Annotated in this window: 21 protein-coding genes; 4 read left to right on the forward strand and 17 right to left on the reverse strand. The window is 43.8% G+C overall.

The features are described from left to right. Positions 1-73: 73 nt before the first annotated feature. The gene (locus ACFQZ9_RS12670; RefSeq protein ID WP_498944078.1) at positions 74-1258 is read right to left on the reverse strand and encodes a CaiB/BaiF CoA transferase family protein; all 1185 of its coding nucleotides are present in this window, start codon (positions 1256-1258) and stop codon (positions 74-76) included. A gap of 359 nt (positions 1259-1617) precedes the next feature. Next, positions 1618-1803, reverse strand: a complete 186-nt coding sequence (locus tag ACFQZ9_RS12675) for a hypothetical protein (RefSeq protein WP_498944079.1) — start codon at positions 1801-1803, stop codon at positions 1618-1620. A 223-nt stretch (positions 1804-2026) separates the two neighbouring features. Here ACFQZ9_RS12675 and ACFQZ9_RS12680 point away from each other — a divergent pair, with 223 nt between their 5' ends. Beyond that, positions 2027-3229, forward strand: coding sequence for an N-acetylmuramoyl-L-alanine amidase family protein (locus ACFQZ9_RS12680; RefSeq protein WP_498944080.1), 1203 nt, complete (start codon positions 2027-2029; stop codon positions 3227-3229). 31 nt (positions 3230-3260) lie between these two features. Here the strand turns inward: ACFQZ9_RS12680 and ACFQZ9_RS12685 are convergent, their stop codons facing one another. Together ACFQZ9_RS12685 and ACFQZ9_RS12690 are read right to left on the reverse strand one after the other, a co-directional pair. Then, positions 3261-3569 (reverse strand): hypothetical protein, encoded by a 309-nt coding sequence (locus tag ACFQZ9_RS12685; protein WP_498944081.1) that lies wholly within the window; start codon positions 3567-3569, stop codon positions 3261-3263. A 59-nt stretch (positions 3570-3628) separates the two neighbouring features. Next, entirely contained in the window at positions 3629-3838 is a 210-nt protein-coding gene (locus tag ACFQZ9_RS12690) for a glycine zipper domain-containing protein (protein WP_498944082.1), read from the reverse strand. Positions 3839-3987: 149 nt separating this feature from the next. On the opposite strand from ACFQZ9_RS12690, the gene ACFQZ9_RS12695 reads away from it, so the two are divergent. Beyond that, positions 3988-6906 (forward strand): DEAD/DEAH box helicase, encoded by a 2919-nt coding sequence (locus ACFQZ9_RS12695; RefSeq protein ID WP_498944083.1) that lies wholly within the window; start codon positions 3988-3990, stop codon positions 6904-6906. A gap of 416 nt (positions 6907-7322) precedes the next feature. Here ACFQZ9_RS12695 and yiaA read toward each other — a convergent pair whose 3' ends face one another. The 6 genes from yiaA to ACFQZ9_RS12725 form a co-directional block, all read right to left on the reverse strand. Beyond that, on the reverse strand, positions 7323-7793 hold the full coding sequence (gene yiaA, locus ACFQZ9_RS12700) for a YiaA/YiaB family protein (protein WP_498944084.1): 471 nt from the start codon (positions 7791-7793) through the stop codon (positions 7323-7325). Positions 7794-7878: 85 nt separating this feature from the next. Then, on the reverse strand, positions 7879-9000 hold the full coding sequence (locus ACFQZ9_RS12705) for an acyltransferase family protein (protein ID WP_498944085.1): 1122 nt from the start codon (positions 8998-9000) through the stop codon (positions 7879-7881). Positions 9001-9161: 161 nt separating this feature from the next. Then, positions 9162-10262 carry a 3D domain-containing protein gene (locus ACFQZ9_RS12710; protein ID WP_498944086.1) on the reverse strand — a complete coding sequence of 367 codons (1101 nt, stop codon included), beginning with the start codon at positions 10260-10262 and terminating at the stop codon, positions 9162-9164. A gap of 246 nt (positions 10263-10508) precedes the next feature. Next, a complete protein-coding gene (locus ACFQZ9_RS12715; RefSeq protein WP_498944087.1) occupies positions 10509-10910 on the reverse strand; it encodes a hypothetical protein in 402 nt (133 codons plus the stop codon). Between the two features lie 387 nt (positions 10911-11297). Next, positions 11298-11501, reverse strand: a complete 204-nt coding sequence (locus ACFQZ9_RS12720; protein WP_498944088.1) for a hypothetical protein — start codon at positions 11499-11501, stop codon at positions 11298-11300. Beyond that, positions 11491-11919 (reverse strand): single-stranded DNA-binding protein, encoded by a 429-nt coding sequence (locus tag ACFQZ9_RS12725; RefSeq protein WP_498944089.1) that lies wholly within the window; start codon positions 11917-11919, stop codon positions 11491-11493. Before ACFQZ9_RS12725 ends, ACFQZ9_RS12720 begins: the two co-directional genes overlap by 11 nt. A gap of 294 nt (positions 11920-12213) precedes the next feature. Here ACFQZ9_RS12725 and ACFQZ9_RS12730 point away from each other — a divergent pair, with 294 nt between their 5' ends. After that, positions 12214-12648 (forward strand): YwpF family protein, encoded by a 435-nt coding sequence (locus ACFQZ9_RS12730; protein ID WP_498944090.1) that lies wholly within the window; start codon positions 12214-12216, stop codon positions 12646-12648. Between the two features lie 371 nt (positions 12649-13019). On the opposite strand, the gene fabZ is transcribed toward ACFQZ9_RS12730, so the two are convergent. The 4 genes from fabZ to spoIIID all read right to left on the reverse strand — a co-directional run bounded on the left by fabZ (position 13020) and on the right by spoIIID (position 15970). Then, a complete protein-coding gene (gene fabZ / locus ACFQZ9_RS12735) occupies positions 13020-13454 on the reverse strand; it encodes a 3-hydroxyacyl-ACP dehydratase FabZ (RefSeq protein WP_198310821.1) in 435 nt (144 codons plus the stop codon). 95 nt (positions 13455-13549) lie between these two features. Then, complete coding sequence (locus ACFQZ9_RS12740; RefSeq protein WP_498944091.1) at positions 13550-13819, reverse strand: DNA-directed RNA polymerase subunit beta; 270 nt, start codon at positions 13817-13819, stop codon at positions 13550-13552. 620 nt (positions 13820-14439) lie between these two features. Beyond that, positions 14440-15441, reverse strand: a complete 1002-nt coding sequence (locus ACFQZ9_RS12745) for a rod shape-determining protein (RefSeq protein ID WP_026572749.1) — start codon at positions 15439-15441, stop codon at positions 14440-14442. Between the two features lie 256 nt (positions 15442-15697). Beyond that, a complete protein-coding gene (gene spoIIID, locus ACFQZ9_RS12750; protein ID WP_026572748.1) occupies positions 15698-15970 on the reverse strand; it encodes a sporulation transcriptional regulator SpoIIID in 273 nt (90 codons plus the stop codon). 538 nt (positions 15971-16508) lie between these two features. Here spoIIID and ACFQZ9_RS12755 point away from each other — a divergent pair. Continuing rightward, positions 16509-16817 carry an MGMT family protein gene (locus tag ACFQZ9_RS12755; RefSeq protein ID WP_198310823.1) on the forward strand — a complete coding sequence of 103 codons (309 nt, stop codon included), beginning with the start codon at positions 16509-16511 and terminating at the stop codon, positions 16815-16817. 31 nt (positions 16818-16848) lie between these two features. Here ACFQZ9_RS12755 and ACFQZ9_RS12760 read toward each other — a convergent pair whose 3' ends face one another. The 3 genes from ACFQZ9_RS12760 to ACFQZ9_RS12770 form a co-directional block, all read right to left on the reverse strand. Continuing rightward, positions 16849-17010 (reverse strand): hypothetical protein, encoded by a 162-nt coding sequence (locus ACFQZ9_RS12760; protein WP_498944092.1) that lies wholly within the window; start codon positions 17008-17010, stop codon positions 16849-16851. A 316-nt stretch (positions 17011-17326) separates the two neighbouring features. Continuing rightward, positions 17327-22093, reverse strand: coding sequence for an Ig-like domain-containing protein (locus ACFQZ9_RS12765; protein WP_498944093.1), 4767 nt, complete (start codon positions 22091-22093; stop codon positions 17327-17329). Positions 22094-22106: 13 nt separating this feature from the next. Next, on the reverse strand, positions 22107-22499 hold the full coding sequence (locus ACFQZ9_RS12770) for a hypothetical protein (protein ID WP_498944094.1): 393 nt from the start codon (positions 22497-22499) through the stop codon (positions 22107-22109). Position 22500 lies beyond the last annotated feature (1 nt).

Raw genomic sequence — 22500 nt, forward strand, 5'->3', positions numbered from 1 at the left:
TTAATATTGTTTTTTTGATTCGCGGAAAAAGTATGATTTTTCGCCGCTGAATCTCCCGAAATGAGCTTTCTTTTTATACTTCCTGCTCCTCTAAGTCTTGCAATCTTCTCCAATCCCACTTTAATACGTCTTTTAACACTTGGCCGGTGTGTTCACCAAGAATCGGGGATGCTTCTTTGATCACCGCAGGAGTTTGCGAAAGTTTAACTGGATTTCCTGGTATCTTCATGGGCCCTGCCACAGGATGGTCGACTCGAATGAGCATTTCCCTCGCTTTTGTATGTTCATCTTCACATACATCCCCAATGGTTAGAATGGGGGAGCATGGAACCCCGCCTTCAGAAATCATCTCGACCGCTTCAGCAACGGTATATCCACGCAGCCAGTTTTCAATGATAGCCTTCAACTCGGTTTCATTTTTCGTACGTAACGAATCAAGGTAAAATCTTTTATCTTCTGCCAGTTCGGGCTGTTTCATAACCGCTGCTAATTTTCCAAATAAAGATTCATTGGCAACTGCGATCACCACATGGCCATCTTGGGCTTGATAGATATCAAACGGTGAACTGATTGGGTGCCGACTGCCAATGCGTTCCGGTACGATTTTATCTACCGTGTAGCGCATCACATTATTTTCTAAGAGCGCAAAGATGCTATCCGTCATGGCAACGTCGATTAATTGTCCCTCACCCGTGCGTTCTCTGTGGAACAGCGCTACCATAATTCCATATACCGCGTAAAGAGCGGCACTCATGTCCCCTAGTGAAGCGCCAGACCGTGTGGGCGGATCATCCGGATGACCGGTTATACTTGTCATCCCTCCCATTGCTTGGGCAACCAAGTCATAGGCTGGTCTCTGGCTATACGGGCCATATTGCCCGAATCCTGAAATCGAGGAATAAATGATAGACGGATTTAATTCTTTTAGGCTTTCATAATCCAATCCTAGTTTTTTCATTACGCCTGGGCGGAAATTTTCTACCACTACATCCGATTCTTTGACTAATTCCTTTAGTGCTGTAATGGCATGTGGATTTTTTAAATCTAGCGCCATACTTTTTTTACCACGATTCAAATAAACAAAGTAACCGCTTTCGCCATTCTGAAACGGACCGAAGTGCCTCGTATCATCACCGGCACCGGGTCTTTCAATCTTAATTACTTCCGCACCCATGTCTGCCAAAAGCATCGTACAATACGGTCCGGCCAACACTCTCGTAAAATCTAATACTCGAACATTCTCAAGCGGTCGCTGCATCGCCTTTCCTCCTTTTGATTTCGTAATTCCATTATCTACCCTCAGATTGGAGGATTATAGTCTGAATTATTACTCTTTTGTAGACTATTTTAAGGTCCACCGAAAAATAATCCACCAAGTGACATCATATGGTGGTGACAGGCACCGCCCGTGGACTTTTTGCCGGTTTTGTTCATTCCACGCGGACAAAGGAAGAGACGCTGCTTTGGGCGGCGTCTCTGTTTTATATAGGTTTTGAATCTATGTTCCATATTGGGGTTGGTTTATGTTCCGTTCAAGCTCACATTTGTGCCAATCCACCATAGACAATCTAAAAGCCAGGCATCCCTGCCTGGCTCTAGTAACTTTTTAAATATAGGTCATATCTGATTGTTTTTTATTCGTTCATGCTGATACTTTTCCAATTGTGTCTGCAAGACGGATATGTAATTCGTCATCGCCATTCTGACAATCGAAGGATAGTAGCGATTATAAAGTTCGTATTCACATTCCTCTAAATCCATCTTTTTTAAGGCAATCATTTTATTTAATTCCTCAGTATACATCGATCATTCCCCTTTTCACTGGCACTCTCCCAATTTACTCTTGTATAGGAACAGGATAGACACAGATTTCAGAGATTATACTAGAATTTCGACTCTATTTTTTTCTTAAACTTGTTTGAAAAAGACCTACACTTATAATCTGAAAATTAAAATTCCAGATTATATTTTGCTAGAAACCTGTCCATACTAGTTTTAGAGTTTGAAAAAGAAGGAGGTTACGAAAATGATCACAACCAAACTCAAAAACTTCGGCCTCGTTAAACTGCTGATCGGCCTTAGTGTCATCGCGATACCCTTTGTCGAAATGGACCAAGATGCATACGCAAATCCCTCCCCAACGAAAGTCACCGTAACAGCAACCAATCTGAACGTCCGGGAATCTCCTGGCATTTCAGGAAAGGTGCTCGGTCTTGTTCATAAAGGGGACACACTTGTAGTCATTCGGAAAAAGAACAACTGGGATCAAATTAAACTGGGAAACAACCAAATTGGCTGGATCAGCCACGCTTACACGGCCCCGCCAAAAAATGTAGGAGCGACCGTAAATACTGATTTCCTAAATGTTCGCACGGGCCCCGGCGTATCGAACCCCGTTATCGGCAAATTAGATTGGGGCGCCCAGATAACCGTTCAGGCAGAACAAGCAGGTTGGGCCAAAATCGTGTCTTCCTCCGGCATGAAAGGGTGGGTAAACGAATATTACATTACAAAACACGAACCGGACAAGCTTCACACACAAGCTGTTTCTAAGCCACCAACATCAAAGAACACTATGGACCATGGCAAAAAGAGTCCTGCACCTGCACCCGCAACCAAATCATCCAAGACCCCGGCGGCAAAAACAACTATCCAAGGACCCCTTAACGGAAAAACCATTGTCCTTGACCCCGGTCATGGCGGCGTCGATATCGGGACCACAAGCATTGACGGTACACATGAAAAAAAATTAACCCTAGAAACAGCCAAAGCAGTGGAGCAAAAGCTTAAAAATGCTGGTGCGAATGTCATTATGACCCGGACAAATGATACCTACATCTCATTACCAGAACGATCTACTATCTCAAACCAAAACGATGCGGATGCTTTTATCAGTTTTCATTACAATTGGATCAAAGACCCGTCCGTCCATGGTGTGACTGATTTTTACTTTCAAAAGTCAAGAGATAATGAATTAGCCTCCGACATTTTAAATGAGGTTGCCAAAACAACAAAATTGGAGAATGTCGGAACCCGATACAATAACTTAAGTGTGCTGCGGAATAATTCTCAACCGAGTACCCTTATTGAGCTTGGTTTTCTCTCAAATAAACAAGACGATTCCATTGTGGAAAGTTCGGCTTTCAATGAAAACGTCGCTCAGGGGATTTACTTAGGATTGCTTGATTATTTTTCAAAAAATAATAAGGAGCATAAAAAAACCCCTTGACAAAGTCTGAGGGGTTTTTTAAACAACTATTTTAAAATTCTGTTGATTCAGTTTGTGATGTTTTTTGTACTTGTGTTACCGCGGTTAATGCAGACGATATTTCGTTTGATGCTTGTTTAATCGCTTCCTGAGCGAGAATGGGATCGGAATTTGCTTTTTCAATTGCTTTTGTTAACAATTCTTGAGTTAATGTTACATTTGCTTTAGCTTGATTTAGTTGATTTACATCAATTTGAGTCAAGAGTATCTCTCCTTTGTTTTGAAGTACCTCAATATAATGACCTTGTATTTTCTCTTTTATTAAGGAAAAAACTACCTTACAGCCATGGGAATTTCTCACAAAAAGGACTCCCTTTTTGGGAGTCCCCTGCACTGGTTTATGCAATACGTTCCTTTATGCTAATCTTCTCGTCCTGCAGCTTCATCGACGGCGTTATCAGCAGCATCTCCCGCTTTGTTACCCAATGCTCCGCCGACAACTGCCCCGGCAACCGTACCAATTGGTCCAAGAACAGAACCTACAGCAGCACCTGCAACAGCACCGGCACCTGTTCCAACCGCTTCACCAGCGTCAACATCAGCACGATTGCGTTCTCTGTTTTCAGCCATTCTATTCACTCCCACTTTTTTAATTGGGAAGCATCTTCCCGAACCTATTTTTCCCTTTAGGGACAAATTTACTCACCGAAGCAAAACCCCAACTTTTGGGTTATAATAAAGGAATATGGATTTTTGTACGGTAAAGGAGCACGGAATCGATGCTTAAAACTAGGTTTATTAAACTGCTGACAATGAAATTAGAGGATGGGCGTTATTTTCTCACGGCGCAAGAGGAGAGCGGGCAATTTTTGCATCCCGATGACTGGAAGAATCTTTTGTTCAGCCGCCATGAGGAGAGCTTTTTTGGCACGCTTTTGGAAACGGAGAACGTACAAGGGGTTGAAGGTGTCCCTCTAAGCGGCTGGCAGCTGGTGTCGCTTTTTGCAAAGGAATCATTTAACCGGTTTATTGAGTGGGACTGGAGTGAGGAATCGGAAATTTGTCTCGCTGCTGCTTTCGCACTTCACGAAGGCATCATTGAAAAAGATTGGCTCCCAGACTTTTCGGTGTGGGAGCATGGCGATTTCCGCTGGCAGCTCCCGGAACGTGTAAAGGAAGAGTTTGACCCCTCCTTTTGGGAACAGGATTTGCAAGTGGCAGATACTCCCGAAACAACACTACAATTTATCGGCGACCTCTACAACAACGCACTCGATGGTTATTTAACAAGGAACTCAGCGATGAAAGAATTGTTCGGACCAAAGCTCGACCTTTTGAAAAAACAAAATATTTCCGGCGGCGATCTTGCCCGGTATTTTGATGAGGAAAGCTGGCTCGAGTGGGTTGGAATTAAGGAAAGCGATACGCCATTTACCATTGGCTTGCGGCTAGAAGAACCGGAGGATGGCGAAGGCGCATGGAATTTAGATGTGTTTTTACGCGGAAAGAAAAATGTCGATGAGATGGTTGGACTGGAGTCGAAAATTCCCGGGAAATGGAAGCCTTATTTTGACAAAGTCGACCGGGAAATCGCACGCTGGGTCCGTTTAATTCCGTGGCTTGAAAATGATGTCGACCCTTCCCATTTAAAATCCCATCTCACCGAGGAAGAAGCCTGGATGTTTTTAACCGAAGCAAGCGAAACCCTTGTGGCACTTGATGTCGAGATCCTCCTCCCTTCTTGGTGGCAGGCAATGAAAAATGCCAACCTAAAAGTGAAGGCGTCGCTAAAAGGAACATCCAGTCACCGCCCGTCGTTCGTTGGCTTACAGGCAATGCTCGATTTCAACTGGCGTTTTTCGATGAACGGAGTCGACCTGTCTGAGGATGAATTCAGCCAGCTTGTCGAAGAAAAGCGCCGACTTGTCTATATCCGCGGCCGCTGGGTGAAGCTCGATCCGCAGTTTATTCGCCAAATTCAGGATTTGATGAAACGGGCTGAAAAAGAAGGGTTGCAGGTCCGTGATTTGCTTGAGCAGGAGCTAGTGAATGCTGAGGCAACCGAGGATGAACTGGAGAATCCAAAAGCATTTGCGAAAATACAAATCGAGTTGAACCGGCAGTGGAAGCAGATGATCAAGCAGCTTTCCGAGGTAAAAGAAATTCCGATGGAACCGGTGCCGGAAGGCTTGAACGGCGAGCTCCGCCCCTACCAGCAGCTAGGAATGAGTTGGCTGTGGTTTTTAAGGCAGCATGGGTTTGGCGCAGTCCTTGCCGATGATATGGGACTTGGTAAAACGGTGCAATTGATTTCTTATTTGTTGAAGGTGAAGGAGCTGGCTGGCGAAGAACCAGCTATGGTTGAAAGCGAGTCTCGCAGCCGGCGCCGGAAAAAGGATGCCGAAGAAGCCGCTCCAGCAGTGAAGGATCCGACTAAGGCTTCATTGATTATTTGCCCTACCTCCGTTCTCGGAAACTGGCAAAAAGAGCTGGAACGTTTTGGACCGGAGATGGATGTTTATTTGCATTATGGTTCAAACCGCTTGAAGGAAGAAGCCTTTTTGGAGCGGGTTAAAAACGTCGATGTGGTGTTAACTTCTTATGGGTTGAGCCATCTCGATTCCGATGAGTTTGAATCGGCGATTTGGAGCACGATTGCGATTGACGAGGCGCAAAATATTAAGAACGCGCAGACGAAACAATCGAAAGCGGTACGCAGGTTGCGAGGCCGACACCATGTTGCTTTAACCGGAACGCCTATGGAAAATCGCTTGTCGGAGCTGTGGTCGATTTTTGATTTTACGAATCACGGATATTTGGGAAGTTTGGGCCAGTTCCAGAAGAAGTTCGTGATTCCAATTGAGAAGGATGAGAAGAAGGAAAAGGTGCATCAGCTGCAGGCGTTGATTCGGCCGTTCTTGTTACGGCGGACGAAGAAGGATGAAGAGGTTGCGCTGAATTTGCCGGATAAGCAGGAGCAGAAGGAATATTGCCCGCTGACGACGGAGCAGGCGTCGCTCTATGAGCAGCTCGTGCGCGATACGTTTGAGCAGATTGAAAAATTGACCGGGTTTGAGCGCAAGGGTCTGATTTTGCAGATGTTGAGCCGCTTGAAGCAGTTGTGTAATCATCCAGCCTTGTATTTGAAAGAGCAATCTGCTGGACGTGTGCTGCTGGAGCGGTCGAATAAATTAGAGAAGCTCGTCGATTTAGTCGATGCGGTGTTGGATTCAGGCGAGAGCTGCCTGATTTTTACGCAGTATATCGAGATGGGCGAGATGATTCGGGCCGCGGTGAAGAAGCGGTTTGGGGTCGAGGTGCCATTTTTGAACGGAAGTGTGGCGAAGACGCAGCGTGATGCGATGATTGAGCGGTTCCAGAATGGCGAGTTTCCGGTATTCCTGTTGTCGTTGAAGGCGGGCGGCACCGGGCTGAATTTGACGGCAGCGAATCATGTCATTCACTATGATCGCTGGTGGAATCCGGCTGTCGAGAACCAGGCCACGGACCGGGCCTACCGGATTGGGCAATCGCGGTTTGTCCACGTCCATAAGCTAATTTGTACCGGGACGCTCGAAGAAAAAATCGACGCCATGCTCGAGAAAAAACAATTCTTAAACGACCAAATCATCCAAAGTGAAAACTGGATTACCGAACTTTCTACAGATGAACTGAAGGATCTAGTGTATTTGGGGTAACAATGTGAAAAGTCCACACGGTGACACTTCATACGGTGACAGGCACCGTTCGTGGACTTTTTGCTGTTTTTGTGCGCGTGGGGTGGACACTCTATTGTAGATGCTGTCATTTAATGTCTATGGTATTTGAGTTTGCCAAACGCACCGGTCTCACTATCGAGGAAGTCGAAGTTTTGGCAAAAAAATAATCAGTTGCTCCCCCAAACCAGTCCTCGACTGGTTTTTTTCAACATCATTTTCGATTATATCAACACTTTTTTAGAGGATATCAACACAAATCTATACTATATCAACACTTTTCCATCGGATATCGACACTTTTTGACCGGAAATCAACAAATTTTAAATGGATATCAACAATTTCCCTTTTCAGAAGCACCCTGAGCCCCCCAAAAAAAAACGACAGTTCCCTGTCGGTCAATCTCTTTCTCTTGCCCTCTGTGTATCTCGAATATTCTTTTGAACCGTTATGGCTGCAAATAAGCTAAGAACAAACGACATCCCGTAAAATCCCTTTTCACTTAAAACAATACTTCCTGCATTATATAACCCGATGACCATTAATGAAATCGAAACAATCATGGCAAACCAGCTAATCCCATAATAAATATTCGTAACGGGGATTCTCTCTTCTTTATCCCTTACTGCTTTTTGCAAAGATACCGCGGAATAGAGCCCGAACACTAAAACGGCGAAGTAATAGCCCTTTTCGTTCAATTGCATTGATGCGTTAAACAAACCGATGAGATAAGCCGCAACCCCTACTAACAGCGCAGCCCATGAAGCCCCTTTGAAAGCGGAAGTCGGTTCTCCCTCTTTCCTTTCCACTTTTATTTTTGGATCATTTTGTTTTCCTTTATCTAATAAAACCTCATGATCATTCGACATTGACTGTTCCCCCTTCTTCCTATCTAAGTCTATTATATGGGTATTTTTTACAAATAATAGTCCAAATTCCCAATTGGGATTTCACCTATTTATGCAAAGAATAAGTTGCTTGGGCCCTGCCTCTCCCCCTTGCCCCCCTCATCCCCAACAAAAACCTCAGCACGCCAAAGTGCCGAACAACAAAGTGATAACCACCCATAATCAATATAAAGGAAATGGAAATAAGAAAAACCAGCTTAACGGGTATTGGCCATGATAAGTCGCGGATAAAAAAGCCAAGAAGCACAATGACCGGCTGATGTAATACATAAAATGGCATAGAAGCTTCACTTGCGTACTTCAGAAAACGATTGGTAAAAGATAAATATCTGTCTGCCAGGAAAAAAATGCATAGTAACAAGCTCCAGCAATTAATCGTTCGTACAGCAAAAAAGACGATCTCCTCAATCGATCCCGGTTGAGGATAAGCCTTCATAAACCAGACGATGTATACAGCGGAAGAAATCAAGGCGAGAGTCATGTGAATCTTGATCGTGGCTTGAAGATTATTTTTAAAGGCTTCGCTTGAAAAAAAGTAATAACCATAAATAAAGACGATTAGATAAAGTACAAGGTCCCAGCCGCCTAACCCCTGGGTTTTGACTAACCCTGATGCAAAAAGAATGAATGGCAGCAGCCACAAATGGACCAAGCCAAATCTTCCGCTGATAGGGATTTTTTTAAATATCGGTATCGTAAGAAAGGAGAATACGAGCAGTACGAGTAAATACCATAGATGTAAGCCAAAGAACGCGAAATTTCCTGTTCCACCAAAATCTAAATATATCCCATCAAAATAGTGAGGAAGAAAGTCTAGGAATGAACCATCAAACTGACGGTTGACAATTCGTTCGAGAAAAATTTGGTGAGGAGTTAAGATAAATACACCGAACACAAGCGGCACTCCTAGCCGAATCAACCGTTCTTTGAAAAAAGCAGTCACGGGCCGATTTTTCAAGGCATACGTCACACTGATCCCTGAAACGGCGAAAAATACAGGCATGATCCAAGCACCCACAAATAAGGAAAATACTAAAATACTTCCCGAATCCAACTGATTATTTTTCACATGCCAAGGGAATGGGTTAAAAAACATCGAGCAGTGGTAAAGGAATACGGCGAGCGTCGCGATTACACGGATCCAGTCCAAATCATATTGTCTTTTCATCATCCACCCCAAAAGTATAATTAGACACTTCCATTAGATTTAAATTCATCTATACCCCTCCTCGTGGGATTATTATCCAATAATACTTTATTGTGGAAATGGGCATAAGTCAATAAAAAAAGAGACCAAACATTTTTCATGTTCGATCTCTTTTTTGGTTACTAATCTAATATTTTCACTTTCACGGTTCTTCTGCCCCAGGCTAGTGCCTGCGCTTTTGTTGGTTTTAAAACATCGATAATGTGACCATGGATAGCACCGCCTGTATCACCTGCAACCGCGACACCGTAGCCTTCTACCCAAACCTTGCTTCCTAATGGAATGACAGATGGGTCAACAGCAATAAGCTTCATATATGGGTTTTCTTTAATATTGTAGCCCATTCTTGTGATTGCACCTGAACTTGAGTAGCTATAGGCTGTAGCGGTAACGTAAAAGGTTTCCCCGTTGCCTGCCGGTTGTGACTGGTCTTGCTGGCTTCCGGTGGATGCAGCAGATGCAGTTGCAGCGTTCTTTCTTGCCGTTTCTTGTTCCTTGCGAACCTTTGCTTCGGCAGCCCTAAGCTCAGCTTGAATGCTTGCTTTTTCTTTTTTAGCAAGTGCCATTTCTTTATCGATTTTGCTATATTTATCTTGCATTTCTTTTAGGGTTTCTTGTCTTTTTTGCAGATTCAAATTAAGTTGTCCCTGCTGATTGGCTAGGTTTTTTTGTTCCTCTTTTAAAACCTGCTCTTGTTTATCAATCTCTTTTTTATCGTCCTCAATCTGTTTAAGGTCATGCTTCTGATCTTCTAAAATGCTCTGGTCAGCGTTAAATAGAGCCGAGACGGCACTTGCGCGCTGTAGTAAGTCATCAAAGCTTTTTGCGTTTAAAAGAACTTTGATCACTAAGCTGACACTATTGTCGTGCTGAAGGGCGACTAGCCTCTTTTTCATGACATCTTGGCGGGCCAGAATTTTGTCCTCAACGACAACAATTTCTTCTTTTTTCTGCTCAATGAGTTGATTGGTTGCATCAATTCTCTTTTGCGTTTTGGTCAGCGCTTCTTTGTTCGCTGAAATATATTTATAGATTGAGTCCATTTCTTGCTTAATGTTCGACATCTCGTTTGAAACAGATTGCTTTTCTTGTGCTTTTTGCTGAAGGTCCTGCTCAACATTATGTAATGCTTCCGTATTGCTCTCGGCATATGTCATGATTGAACCAGTTCCACACAATGTTAATGTAAATAATACGAGAATCATACGCTTAAAAACTTGCATACTCTTTCCCCCTTTCCCTATTTATATCAAAACAATGTAGCAGCCATGTTACAAAAACATTAAAAATGCCTCCCATTTTGTCATATAAGCCAAAAATTCGCCAAATGGGGGCAATTACCAAATGCGGTGACAGGCACCGCCCGTGGACTTTTCGGCCTTTTTGTCCGTGTGGGGTGGACAGTAGGAGTACTAGATTGAAAAAAAAATAAGCTAGGCATTATGCCTAGCTTATTTCTTAAATTCTACTCACTCCCCGACCCGCTTGCTCTCCGCGAGCACCCGGGTTTTCTTCCTTTTCGCCGTCCTGATCTTGTCTTCTGGGAAGCTTGTTAAATAGGAAGCCTTATTCCCTTCTTTTACGATAAAATTATTTAAAATATTGTAAACTGCTTGCTCACTGAGTTGCTGATTCCCTTCGTAAAGCTGAAATGACTTATTTTGATAGGTAAATTGAAATCTTTTGTTATAGTAATAGATGGAAACTGAATGTGTATCGCCAAGAGGAATAGTTTGATAGAAGCTGCTCTTAGATGGGTGTTTGGAAAGCGTTAATGCATCGAAAAAGCCTGGCTTGCTCTTGATCATAATTTCGCGATTGCTTAGCCTGACGCCAATAAAGTTCAACGAACTGCTCGGATTTCTTTCCATATGATCACTCCAAATCTTACAATTATCTACATTATATGACAATAATTTCTTCTCCAGCAATCACCCTAGTAACAAAACGTGGAATTGTGCGTTTTTATTCACAATTTCTCCTACTTTAGATACTTACCAAACGTTAATCGCCGGTAAACTCTTTTTGGGACGAGTACAAGCAATGGGATCATTTCTATGTTCCTTTTTCCAAAAAAAACGAAGAAGCCGCTGGACAACTATGTCAGCGGCTTCTTATAAAAAACAGGGGGTTTTGCTAACATTGTTCCCTGCTGCCGTTTTTTTATACCTCAAAAAATAAAAATCCGGCAGATTCGCCGGAAATTTGGGGTGCCTAGGAGAGACATTTGATTTTATATAGTGAGGAAATAATGTCCATCAACTGATGTGGGGGGTGGATGAGGCGGATTCTTGAGGTTGCTCGGGGTAGATGCGGATAGTGCCTCGTTCCTTTTCCTCCTTGATAAAGGTTTCAAGCTGGATAACTCTTCGCTGCAGGCTGTCCACTTTTTGATTTGCTTTCCCGACCATTTTGATTAATGATTCCATGAGCTGCTCTAAACTGTCACGATTAGCTTCCAACTGGTACTTCCTCCTTTTTTTCACTCGATTCAGGAATCGGACTCTGAGTCTGGCTTGGAACTGGAGACGGAGACGGACTCGGGCTTGGATTCTCCGCATGCGGTTTGGCGCCTAGAAAACGGATTTGCTCCCCGACAACCTCAGTTATATACACCCTCTTTCCTTCTTTTTCGTAATTCCGGGTGTGCAGCCGCCCTGTGACCCCGACGACGGAACCCTTCCGGCAGTATTGCGCGGTGTTTTCAGCCGCTTTCCGCCACAGCGTGCATAAAACAAAGTCTGCTTCAATCTCTCCATTATGATTGCGAAAATTCCGGCTTACAGCGAGCGTCACCTGCGTAACGGGAGTTCCATCGGTCGTTGTTTTCAGCTCTGGATCCTTCGTCAGTCTTCCGACAAGTGTGACTTGATTGATCATTTGTTCATCTCCTCTCTGTTTCATGGCTTTATCATATTCCTCTCCGCCTCCCCCTGTAAAATGACGAAAAGGGCCATTTCGAGGCTGTTCACAGTTGAAAAAGGGGTTTTTCTCTAGGGGGAAATCGGGTTTTTTGTTGGGTATGGGGTATGAAAAACCATTTTTGCAAGATTCGACATATATTTTTCGACATTTGCTTTCGTTCTGCATATGTTATAATTTAGGAAAAGTGATTCGTCACGTTGATTTGGGGGAATAGGTCCGCGGCAAAATGCTAGAAGGAGGTTTTACCTAATGAAATCGTTCAAGTTGGTGTCATTGGAAGTAGTTGATAATGACAATTCGGTGGAAATCCCGTTACATGATGGTTTAATCATTAATAAAGAAGATGAGCAGCACACCTGGCTGCTGGAAGCTTATACGGATCTGTCTCTTTATGATTATTTTAAAAAGATTCAGGATGAAGGCCGCGAAATTATTGTTGAAGCGGTGATCACGAAGCTTGAGAATGATCCGGCATTTTTCCAAACGAAGATTGGTACGTTGAATAAGTTTGAACATCATATGAGTGTACTGTTGGAAGGCCGTCTGCGCCGTCTGCGCCGCGATTATTCTGAGCTGCTGCTCGATAGTTTGATTCAAAAAGGCTTGAGTGGCCAAGCCCTCCTGACTGAGTTTAAGGAAAAGATGAAAAGTAAACCGAAGATTAAGATGAAGACTCCACAGTGAGTGTAAGCCAGGCTTGGTGCCTGGCTTTTTGATTTGGGGTGGATGATTCGTTCGGTTCGGAACATATAGTCGGTGGGATGGAACATATATCTCCCTAATCGGAACATATATCATTCGGAATGGAACATATAATTGAATTCACCCTTGAAAAAAGTAATTTTAAGGGCGAGGTCCGCATAAAAATGGCCCCTTAACTTTAATGTGGGGGAAAAATTATCTAAGTTAGGCATTCGACTTGCTATTTGATTACTAAACAAACGTTTGGAACATATAATCACTAAAATGGAACATAAAACCGCCTAAACGGAACATATCCCAAACACCATCCCCACAAAAAAAAATGACCGGTCCCCCGGCCATTTCTCCAAAGATTATTCCTTTTTCTCTCCCAGCGCAAACGTAATCTCCGCTTCACACGCAATCTCGCCGTCCACCAACGCCACGGCTTTTCCTTTCCCAATTGGGCCGCGCAGACGAATGATTTCAACCTCAAGACGAAGCTGGTCCCCAGGCTTTACCTGTCTTTTAAAACGACAGCCGTCAATCCCTGCAAAGAATGCTAATCTGCCGCGGTTTTCCTCTTTTTTCAACATGGCAACAGCACCAACCTGAGCCAATGCCTCCACGATTAATACACCCGGCATGACCGGATAATCAGGAAAATGTCCATTGAAAAACTCCTCATTCGCTGAAACATTTTTAATTCCAATCGCCCGTTTTCCTTCCTCGATCTCCAAAATACGATCCACCAGCAAAAATGGATAACGATGAGGAATAATCTCTTTAATTTGTTCGATATCAAGCATTATTTAGTACCTCCTACTAAGATTAGCTACTTAAAATCCATTTTACTATTAAACACAAACAAAGGGAAGAGATTGCTCCCTTCCCTCCAATCGATTTATTTTTTATCAACCAAGTCGATGATATGCGTCCACGTTGATTCCTTAAAAACATCTGCAATTTTGCCGCCACCAAGCATACCATAGCCAACCGCTGATCCCGCCATGACGCAAATAAATATACTAATCACCAAAAGAATAAGCCGCAACCAAATCGGAATCAAGCGCACTCTCACCCATTTTGTCGCTGGACGTACTTCTTCCGCCGTTTTTTGCGAATCAGTTTTTTCCTTATTAAAATCTTCCCTTGTTTTCACTTGTTCGGACATCGGAATTCCCCTTTGTGTTTCTCCCAAAACTAGCGAGTTAAAACATATTATTACCAAAACTATTGGGATAATATTGTTTTTTATAAAATTATTCGCCTAGTCTTATCTCTATTATAAAAAATATTTGAAAAATACTCATTAACTTTTTGTGGAAAAGGTCGACTTTTGTAAAAAAAACGCGAATTGTGTGGGATTTCTGTAAGCTTGAAGGGGAAGTTGACCATATTCAGTAAAATCGTTCACTCATTTTCGATTCGCACCAAATGAATTTCTACCTTACCCACCGGTTTTACCACTTTACCTTCCACTTCCGGAACTTTACCCACCATTTAAACCAAAATACCCTCCACTTCCCATTCAAACAGCCAAACACCCAAATATTCCACTATCCCGGTCCACTTTTTAACACAAAATTACCATTTTTAGTAAAAACCTCCTAGAACCAGGCCTCGCACCAACTGAATTTCCACCTTACCCACCGGTTTTGCCACTATACCCACCACTTTTACCTATTTACCCTCCGCTTTCCCCAAAATACCGACCACTACCACCAAAACACACTCCAAACTACAAAAAAAGCCCAACAACGCACCCACGCGTCATCAGGCTCTAACCAAAAACTATCCCAGCTTCCTACCAGGAATCCGGTCAATATTATCCAACATAATTCCCGTACCAATCGCCACGCAGTCCATTGGATTCTCCGCAACCAATACCGGTACCTTCAACTCATCCGCAAGCAGCATATCAATCCCGTGCAGCAATGCACCGCCGCCCGTCAAAATCACGCCGCGGTCAATAATATCCGCAGACAATTCTGGCGGAGTCCGCTCAAGCACACTCTTCGCCGCCTGAACAATCACGGCAACCGACTCACGAAGCGCCCCCTCAATCTCTTCCGAACGAACCGAAATCGTGCGTGGCAAACCGCTGACCATATCACGGCCGCGAATCTCCATTTCCTCCGAACGAGAACCAGGAAATACCGTCCCAATATTAATTTTAATATTTTCAGCCGTACGCTCCCCAATCAACAGCTTGTACTCACGCTTGATGTGGTTGAGAATCTCCATGTCGAACTTATCGCCCGCCATCTTAATCGAAGAAGACGTTACGATATCGCCCATCGAAAGCACGGCAACATCCGTCGTACCGCCACCGATGTCCACGACCATATTCCCGCTTGGCTGGAAAATATCCATCCCTGCGCCAATCGCCGCCACCTTCGGCTCCTCTTCAAGATAAATCTTCTTGCCGCCGCTCTTTTCAGCCGCCTCCTTGATTGCCTTCTGCTCAACGCTCGTAATATTCGTCGGGCAGCAAATCAAAATACGCGGCTTCGAAAGAAAACCTTTTACATTCAACTTATTAATAAAATGTTTTAACATTGCTTCAGTTACATCAAAGTCAGCGATTACGCCATCCTTTAGCGGACGAATCGCGACAATGTTCCCAGGTGTACGTCCCACCATGCGGCGCGCCTCTTCACCAACCGCCAAAACGCGATTCGTATTTCGGTCAATCGCCACCACAGAAGGCTCATTCAACACAATTCCACGGCCCTTCACGTGAATCAACACGTTCGCAGTACCCAAATCAATACCAATATCCCTAGCAAACATTCTCTTGTCTTTCCTCCTTAACGGATCCTACTACTCTAATTGTTTATTGTATCACAACCAAAGAAAATTCCATACTTTTAACTCAAAAATATGTAATTATTTGTCGGAAATCAAAAAAATCCGAAAACAGTAATTGTCCTCGAATTTTTTGAAAAAGGAACCCGTTAGGCTTCCTTGCAAATATAGCGCTTACATATGGGCACACTCCTATAGCCACAAATCCCCCTTCCGCCTAAAGTCCTGCATATCTCTAAAATTATTTCACCGCTTCGCCTTCTCTTTCTTCCTTCTGGTACTTCATTTTCGTTGCTTCCCCGCCCCTTAGGTGCCGGATCGATTTATGATAATCTAAAATCTCTTTTACTTCATTCGCAAGTTCTGGATTAATTTCAGGAAGCCTCTCTGTTAAATCTTTATGGACTGTACTTTTGGATACGCCAAACTCTTTCGCGATCACGCGAACCGTTTTCCTCGTCTCCACGATATACTTTCCAATCTTGATAGTTCTCTCTTTGATGTAATCGTGCACACTCTCGCCCTCCCTAAATTGGATGTGAGTAGTGTGAAATGAGACTCGCTTATCACAATGACGAATTCTGCTTTCCGCATGGGTGACAGGCACCACAAAAGGACATTTTCACCACTTTGTCCATCTGGGATGGACATTACTTATGATGGGTCACCATGCGACAGAAAGTAATCTACCTTCTGATCATACTAGGAATAATCATGTCCCCGACTAAATCCACGCCCTCCACAAACGATTCCTCACCTCAAACACTCTCTTTGTAAAGGTTTGTAACAGTTTATTAGCTTGGATACGGGTTTATGCACAAAAAACACAATCAGGACAAGGTGTTTCGGAAATTTTTTGAAAAATCGGACACCGCTTAACTCAGTATTCTCTTGCATTCCGCCATTCGACAACACCGCGAAAAAGCTGGAATCCGCGATATCCCTTTTATTTTCCGGGAAATGACTACCCTGTAATGCTATTTCCCGAGAAATTTGTCGATTTCCTCGATTTCAAATAAAATAAAAATATGTGATAAAGAAAGGATCCCGACATGACTCCTTTTACCGAAAATGTAATTAGTATCATTAAAAATATTCCTGAAGGAAAAGTAATGACTTACGGCCAGATTGCTGCTCTCGCCGGCAGCCCGCGTGCCGCCCGCCAAGTTGTGCGCATCCTCCATTCGATGAGCCGGAAACACCGCCTGCCCTGGCACCGGGTCATCAATGCTCAAGGCCATATCGCCCTCCGATACGATGAATCCTACCATGAGCAGCTGTTTGCACTTGAGGGCGAGGGAGTTGAGGTTGGCCTGAACGGCAGGATTGATTTGGAAAAATATCAGTACCATCCAAGCTAGGAAAGCCTGACCATCCTAGCTTTTTTCAATTTTATGTTCCATCTGTATCGATACACGATCCATTCATAGCGGTATATGATCCATCTATATCGACATACGATCCATTCATATTGATATATAATCCATTCGTATCGACATACGATCCATTAATAGCGTTATATGTTCCATCTGTATCGATACACGATCCATTCATAGCGATATATGGTCCATCTGTATCGATATATGATCCAAGTTATTCACTTTATGTTCCAACTAGCTATTTTCGAGCTCCAAAAGCCAGGTAACCGCCCGGCTCAGGTAATTTTCCCACCATTTTTGAGTGAATTGGTGTTTTTTCACCAACCACCACCCCTTAAATTACCCATTTCAAATTTTATGTTCCGTTTCGCACCTTATATGTTCCGTTCCCCTGGTTTATGTTCCAACCAATCCATTTTATGTTCCTAACAACTCAAGCCCTCCAAACCACAACGCAAAAAGCCAGGCATCCGCCTGGCTCCCTAAAAAAACTACTCACTTACATCTTCCTCATTCCGTCTCCTCACCACTGCCGTAACTCCCAAGCCAATCAACGCCAGCAAACCTACAATACTTCCTGCAAACAAAGGCTTATTCTCATAAAACTTCACAATAGCAGCCTTTTTGGCGATGATGAATGGGAATTTTGTGGTAACCTCGTTGCCAGCATCATCAACTGCGACAACTTTCACCTTATACTGCCCAATTCCCTTAAATCTCTTCGTATACACCATATTTCCGTTGTCATCTTTTGTCTCAATAAGATCCTTCACAAGCTTACCGTTCACCCAAACATTCGTAATCTTATCCTTTGGATTATCCAGATGAATCGCTAAACTCACCGGATCAAAATAGGTCTTACCATTCTTAGCGCCATCAAATTTGACCACTGGCACCGTCTTATCAAGAATAAACTCGACACTCATCTGTTTAATGTTTCCAGCCTTATCCTTGACCTCGAAGAACAGAACATGCTTTCCTTCCGACGTAATCGGCTCACCTAACTTATAATCCTCGCCGTCCAAGGTTTGCGCGATAATATCATAGGCACTATGGTCCTGAATCAGCAACTTCGGAATTAAGTCCTCCTTAAAATACTGATTGGAAATCGCCTCGTTGAACTTGATAGACGGAGCCGTCTTATCAATCGTGAACACAATCGTTTTCGAGCTGACGTTTTTCGCTAAATCGGTCACCTTCGCCTTCAGTACATAAACCTTCTCGGTATTCAGCTTCGTGCCGTTCACATATGGTCTGCCATCCAACGTTACTGATGTTTTGCCCTTATCCAAATGCACATCCGAATACGTCACAACCGGCGAAATATCCTTTTTAAAGAATCCATCCAAAACCCCTGTGATTGACAGCTCCGGTTTCGATGTATCCAAGGTAAAATGAATCGCCAGCTCCGCTTCATTTCCGGCCTTATCCCGTGCAACCACCTTGTACTTATACTCCATTTCCTTCGAAGCGGTCAGAGCACTTTTTCCAACGTTTTTACCGTTTAAAACCACCGAAACAATCGAATCATCTTTTGGGTGATCGAGCGAAAATTCTGGTGTAAAAATCTCGTTAATAAATGCGCCGTTCTTAATCACACGGTCCTGCCCTCTAAATTTCGGCGTAATAACCGGCTTGGTTTTATCAATCGTGAATTTCATTTCCTTGCTAAAATGATTTCCGGCTTTATCGGTCGCATCAACGATCAACTGATAGTCGCCCTCTTGGCTAAAATTATGGCTAAACGACGCTACATCCCCGCTTACCACAAATCCGCCAACAGGATAACTGTGTCCATCCCTCTTAACAACCATTTTATTCATATCAAAATTCCGGTCCTGAATCGTTGCCTTAACAAGTTTATCCTCGTTATAATAGGCGCCCTGCTCCACACCGGTAATCTCAATCGCCGGTTTCGTTTTATCAATCGTAAACGTACGCTTGACCTCAACCGGTCCATTTCCGGCTTTATCCTCCGCACGAATCAAGATCGAATACAAACCGTCTTTTGAAAAATTATAACTTAGATTCGAATGCTGTTTTACAGGCATTGTTCCAATCCCAAATGGTTGACCATCCTTCATAACAGAGAGTTCCACCTGATTGGTTGAATAGTTCTTTTCATCCACTGAAATCGCTACATTTCGACTCTTCGGATTAAAGGAATTATTGTCCACCCCGTCTATTGTTACCACTGGCTTCGTGTGGTCAATAATGAACGAAACCGGCTTCAAGCTCGTATCACGGCCTGCTTTATCCGTAGTCGACAGCTTAACCACATAATTTCCTTCATCCTCAAAATTGTAGCTTAACTCGCCTTTTGTCTTCGAAGTTAACGCCAGCCAGCCAACCGAATAAGGCTTACCGTTTCGCGAAACCTTCAGCGAGGTTTGGCTTAAATCAATGTTCGTATCCTTTACAGTAAAGGCAGCGGTCTTGCTTTTGTAATTCTGTCCATCCTCAATTCCACTAATCTCAAGCTCTGGATTAATATGGTCAATCGTAAACGTGACCGATTTTTCAGTCGCCCTATTCCCCGCCGCGTCAGCCGCCGCAACCGAAATCGTATATTCACGGTCCTCTTTAAACTCGTAATCGAGTGTTGAGGTCTCGCCGTTATTTTTCCAATCGCCGATTGAAATGTTCTTGCCATTTTCCGTCACATTCACATCAACATGATTGTTTTTAAAATTATGCTCCTCGACAACAACGGAAACCTCTTTATCCTTGCTTGAGAAGGAATCATCCTTCACCGCTGCACCCGAATTCTTATTCACAATACTGATTTTTGGTGCAATCGTGTCGACCGTAAACGATAAGGTTTTCACCTCAGCGGCATTGCCCGCTTTATCCCTCGCCTCAACCATAATGACGTAATCGCCATCCTTCGTAAACGGAAGGTTCAGCTCAGAGTGAATACCCGTGTTAACAAATGAAACCTTTTTATCTTGGACGGTGACGGTCACATCATCATTTTTAAAATGCGTTTCATCCACACCAATCGTTACTTCGCCTTTTTGCACGAAGGTCCCCTCATTGATTCCCGACAACGCGATTACTGGCGCCGTTTTATCGATCACAAACGAAAGCTTATTGCTGCTTGTTTTTCCAAAAATATCTTCTGAAGTAACGGTGATGTCATAATCGCCTTCCTCCGTAAACGGAAGCACCATCTCACCGCGGAGAATCCACTTATATTGATCCGACAATGTCCAGTCGCCAATGATTTTCTTCGTGACATCCTCCCCATTTTTCAGAACCTTCACCGTCGTCTTTTGCGGATCAAATGTGTAATCATCAACCGAAACCGTGACTGTTTTATCGGTATTATAGTGCTCTCCCGGTGACACATTATCGGAAAAATCGATCGCTGGACCGGTTTTATCGATCGTAAACGTCTTGGTGACTGTTTTTTCATTATCTGCTTTGTCCTTGGAGGTTACCGTTATTTCATAAACTCCGTCTTCGTCAAATTGATGTTCTGTCGTGGCGGTATCGCCGTCAAGGGCAAGCGGTTTGATCGCATACGCTTTTCCGTCCTTCTTCACGGCTACATCGTACTGTTCCAAATAAGGATCTTGTACGGAGATTTTCACGTTTTGATCCTGATCATATTTGGCCCCATCTTCCACTGGGGAAATCGTCACAACCGGTGCGGTACGATCAATCGTAAACGCCGCCGTTTTTTCCGAAGCGGCATTTCCTAGTTTGTCGGCTGCGTTAAAACTCAGTTCATATTTGCCCTCGTCTTTAAACGTATGCTTAGCCACCGCCGCGCGGTCCGACTCAACAAACGAAATCGGCTCCCCGTACGCAGCTCCATCTTTCAATACTTTTAGGCTGATTTTACTCACATCAAGCGTTAAATCTTCCGCGGTAAAAACAACCTCTTTCGGTACATTCATAAAGGCTGGAACGTCTGAAATGTTCAGCACTGGCGCTGTTTGGTCGATGGTATACGTAATCGTATTCGTTGCTGTGTTTCCAGCTTTATCGGCTGCCGACAGCTCAAGGTTGTAAACCCCGTCTTCTGAAAGGCTGTGCTCAGCATAAGCTTCCTTGCCCGCAAACGTTGCAACCTCATTACCATCACGGGTCACCTTCAGAAGCACGGAATCATCCTCCAAATTCGGATCCTTCACATCGATTCCAAATTTCCGCGGCTTTTTGTCGCTGTCCTGATCTTCCACACCGGTAAAGGCTAGCTCCGGCTTCGTCGTATCGATCGTAAACGTCGTCTCACCAAGGTCGAGGCCAACAGGATTTTTTCGATCCTTCACAGTGACTTTTACTTTATAAACCCCTTGTTCGGATAGCTCAAGAGAGGCGGTTTTCCCGCGTTCATCAAAGGATTTTGTGGCCGTTTCTCCGTCTTTCTCGACCACTGCAGTGGCATCCCAAATCTTAAAATCATCGCTGACCTTCAGCACAACCGGCTCATTGTAAAAGCCATTTTCCCTGCTATTCTCAATCGTTAGACGCGGCCCCTTTTTCCAAATCCCAAAGTTCACCTTTTTCGCTTCACTCTTGTTTCCTGCCTCATCCGCAGCAACAACGGTCACTTCGTAATCACCGATTTGGTCGAAAGTCAGCGTCGTTTGACCGTCCTTCCATTCAGGTGACGAGCTTAAGGCAATATCATCTTTGATAACCGAAATTGTTTCCTTAGAAGGTTCAAAGTGATCATCCTCGACCTTGACCGTCATCGTTACCGGCTTTTCTGTAAATCCGTCCTCTGAAAACTCACCGTCCTGAAACACCGTTTGAACATCGACAATCGGCTTGGTTGTATCCCGTTTAATCGTAAACGTGCTCGAATGTTCAGGAATTTTCCAAGCGTTATCCTTTACCATCTCGACAGCGACGTCCAAATCCCCATCCTTACTTCCCGCCGGCAACGGAATGGTTACCGTGTATTCACCTTGGAACCCTTTTTCTGCGTCCTTCACCTCGGTAATTTCCGGCTTCACCGCGGCACCAGGGTAGGATGCTTTGATTTCAAACGGCCTTTCCATCTCTTCCGGCTGGCTGTTTTTAAAATCCTCCGTTAAATCTATCTGGAAGGATACGGAGTTTTCATTTGTATACCAGTTGGGCTGATCGTCCGATTCCAGATCCCATTGATCGCCGTTAAAGACAACTAAGCGTTTGGCTCCATCCAATGAAAAAGCGTTTGTGCTAAAAAACAGCACAGACAGGAGCAGCAATCCGCCTGCTAATATCCAAATCAGCGATTTTCTGTTTGCTATTTCTGACATTTCCCTATCCCCTCTAGATGACAGTGTTGGAATGCACAATCATCACATCTACTTCTTTGATAAACTCGTTTTCTACCAGAAGTGTCGTTTCTTCTACTAAAAGCGTAGTCTCTTCCGTCAACAAGGTCGTTTCCTCGATGTCCTGAAGTAACACTGTTTCCGCCACTTCCAAAAGTTCGGTTTCTTCCGCAGCCGCTGATTCCGCGTACTGCTTTTTCAGCATAATTTCCTTTGTATGCCTTTCTCTTGATTCCTCAGCGGTTCGGCGGCGTTTTTTCCGAAACTGAAACCCAGTTAAATCGGTAATCACCTGGGCGATTTCCATTTTTACAAAAAGGATAATCGAGATAGCAAGGGTAATCAGGGCTCCGGCTAGGCCCCCATAAAACATCAACTGATAACCCATC

It is taken from the genome of Neobacillus sp. GCM10027624 (assembly GCF_042675345.1).
Lineage (GTDB): Bacteria > Bacillota > Bacilli > Bacillales > Cytobacillaceae > Neobacillus > Neobacillus cucumis_D.

Coding starts and splice junctions, on each gene's coding strand:
- ACFQZ9_RS12705 (WP_498944085.1), bottom strand. CDS start 9,000: ATGAAAAGACAATATGATTTGGACTGGATCCGTGTAATCGCGACGCTC.
- ACFQZ9_RS12755 (WP_198310823.1), top strand. CDS start 16,509: ATGACTCCTTTTACCGAAAATGTAATTAGTATCATTAAAAATATTCCT.
- ACFQZ9_RS12690 (WP_498944082.1), bottom strand. CDS start 3,838: ATGGCTGAAAACAGAGAACGCAATCGTGCTGATGTTGACGCTGGTGAA.
- ACFQZ9_RS12760 (WP_498944092.1), bottom strand. CDS start 17,010: ATGAATGGATCGTGTATCGATACAGATGGAACATATAACGCTATTAAT.
- ACFQZ9_RS12675 (WP_498944079.1), bottom strand. CDS start 1,803: ATGTATACTGAGGAATTAAATAAAATGATTGCCTTAAAAAAGATGGAT.
- yiaA (WP_498944084.1), bottom strand. CDS start 7,793: ATGTCGAATGATCATGAGGTTTTATTAGATAAAGGAAAACAAAATGAT.
- ACFQZ9_RS12730 (WP_498944090.1), top strand. CDS start 12,214: ATGAAATCGTTCAAGTTGGTGTCATTGGAAGTAGTTGATAATGACAAT.
- ACFQZ9_RS12725 (WP_498944089.1), bottom strand. CDS start 11,919: ATGATCAATCAAGTCACACTTGTCGGAAGACTGACGAAGGATCCAGAG.
- ACFQZ9_RS12715 (WP_498944087.1), bottom strand. CDS start 10,910: ATGGAAAGAAATCCGAGCAGTTCGTTGAACTTTATTGGCGTCAGGCTA.
- ACFQZ9_RS12740 (WP_498944091.1), bottom strand. CDS start 13,819: ATGTCCGAACAAGTGAAAACAAGGGAAGATTTTAATAAGGAAAAAACT.
- ACFQZ9_RS12695 (WP_498944083.1), top strand. CDS start 3,988: ATGCTTAAAACTAGGTTTATTAAACTGCTGACAATGAAATTAGAGGAT.
- ACFQZ9_RS12745 (WP_026572749.1), bottom strand. CDS start 15,441: ATGTTTGCTAGGGATATTGGTATTGATTTGGGTACTGCGAACGTGTTG.
- ACFQZ9_RS12710 (WP_498944086.1), bottom strand. CDS start 10,262: ATGCAAGTTTTTAAGCGTATGATTCTCGTATTATTTACATTAACATTG.
- ACFQZ9_RS12670 (WP_498944078.1), bottom strand. CDS start 1,258: ATGCAGCGACCGCTTGAGAATGTTCGAGTATTAGATTTTACGAGAGTG.
- ACFQZ9_RS12765 (WP_498944093.1), bottom strand. CDS start 22,093: ATGTCAGAAATAGCAAACAGAAAATCGCTGATTTGGATATTAGCAGGC.
- fabZ (WP_198310821.1), bottom strand. CDS start 13,454: ATGCTTGATATCGAACAAATTAAAGAGATTATTCCTCATCGTTATCCA.
- ACFQZ9_RS12770 (WP_498944094.1), bottom strand. CDS start 22,499: ATGGGTTATCAGTTGATGTTTTATGGGGGCCTAGCCGGAGCCCTGATT.
- ACFQZ9_RS12680 (WP_498944080.1), top strand. CDS start 2,027: ATGATCACAACCAAACTCAAAAACTTCGGCCTCGTTAAACTGCTGATC.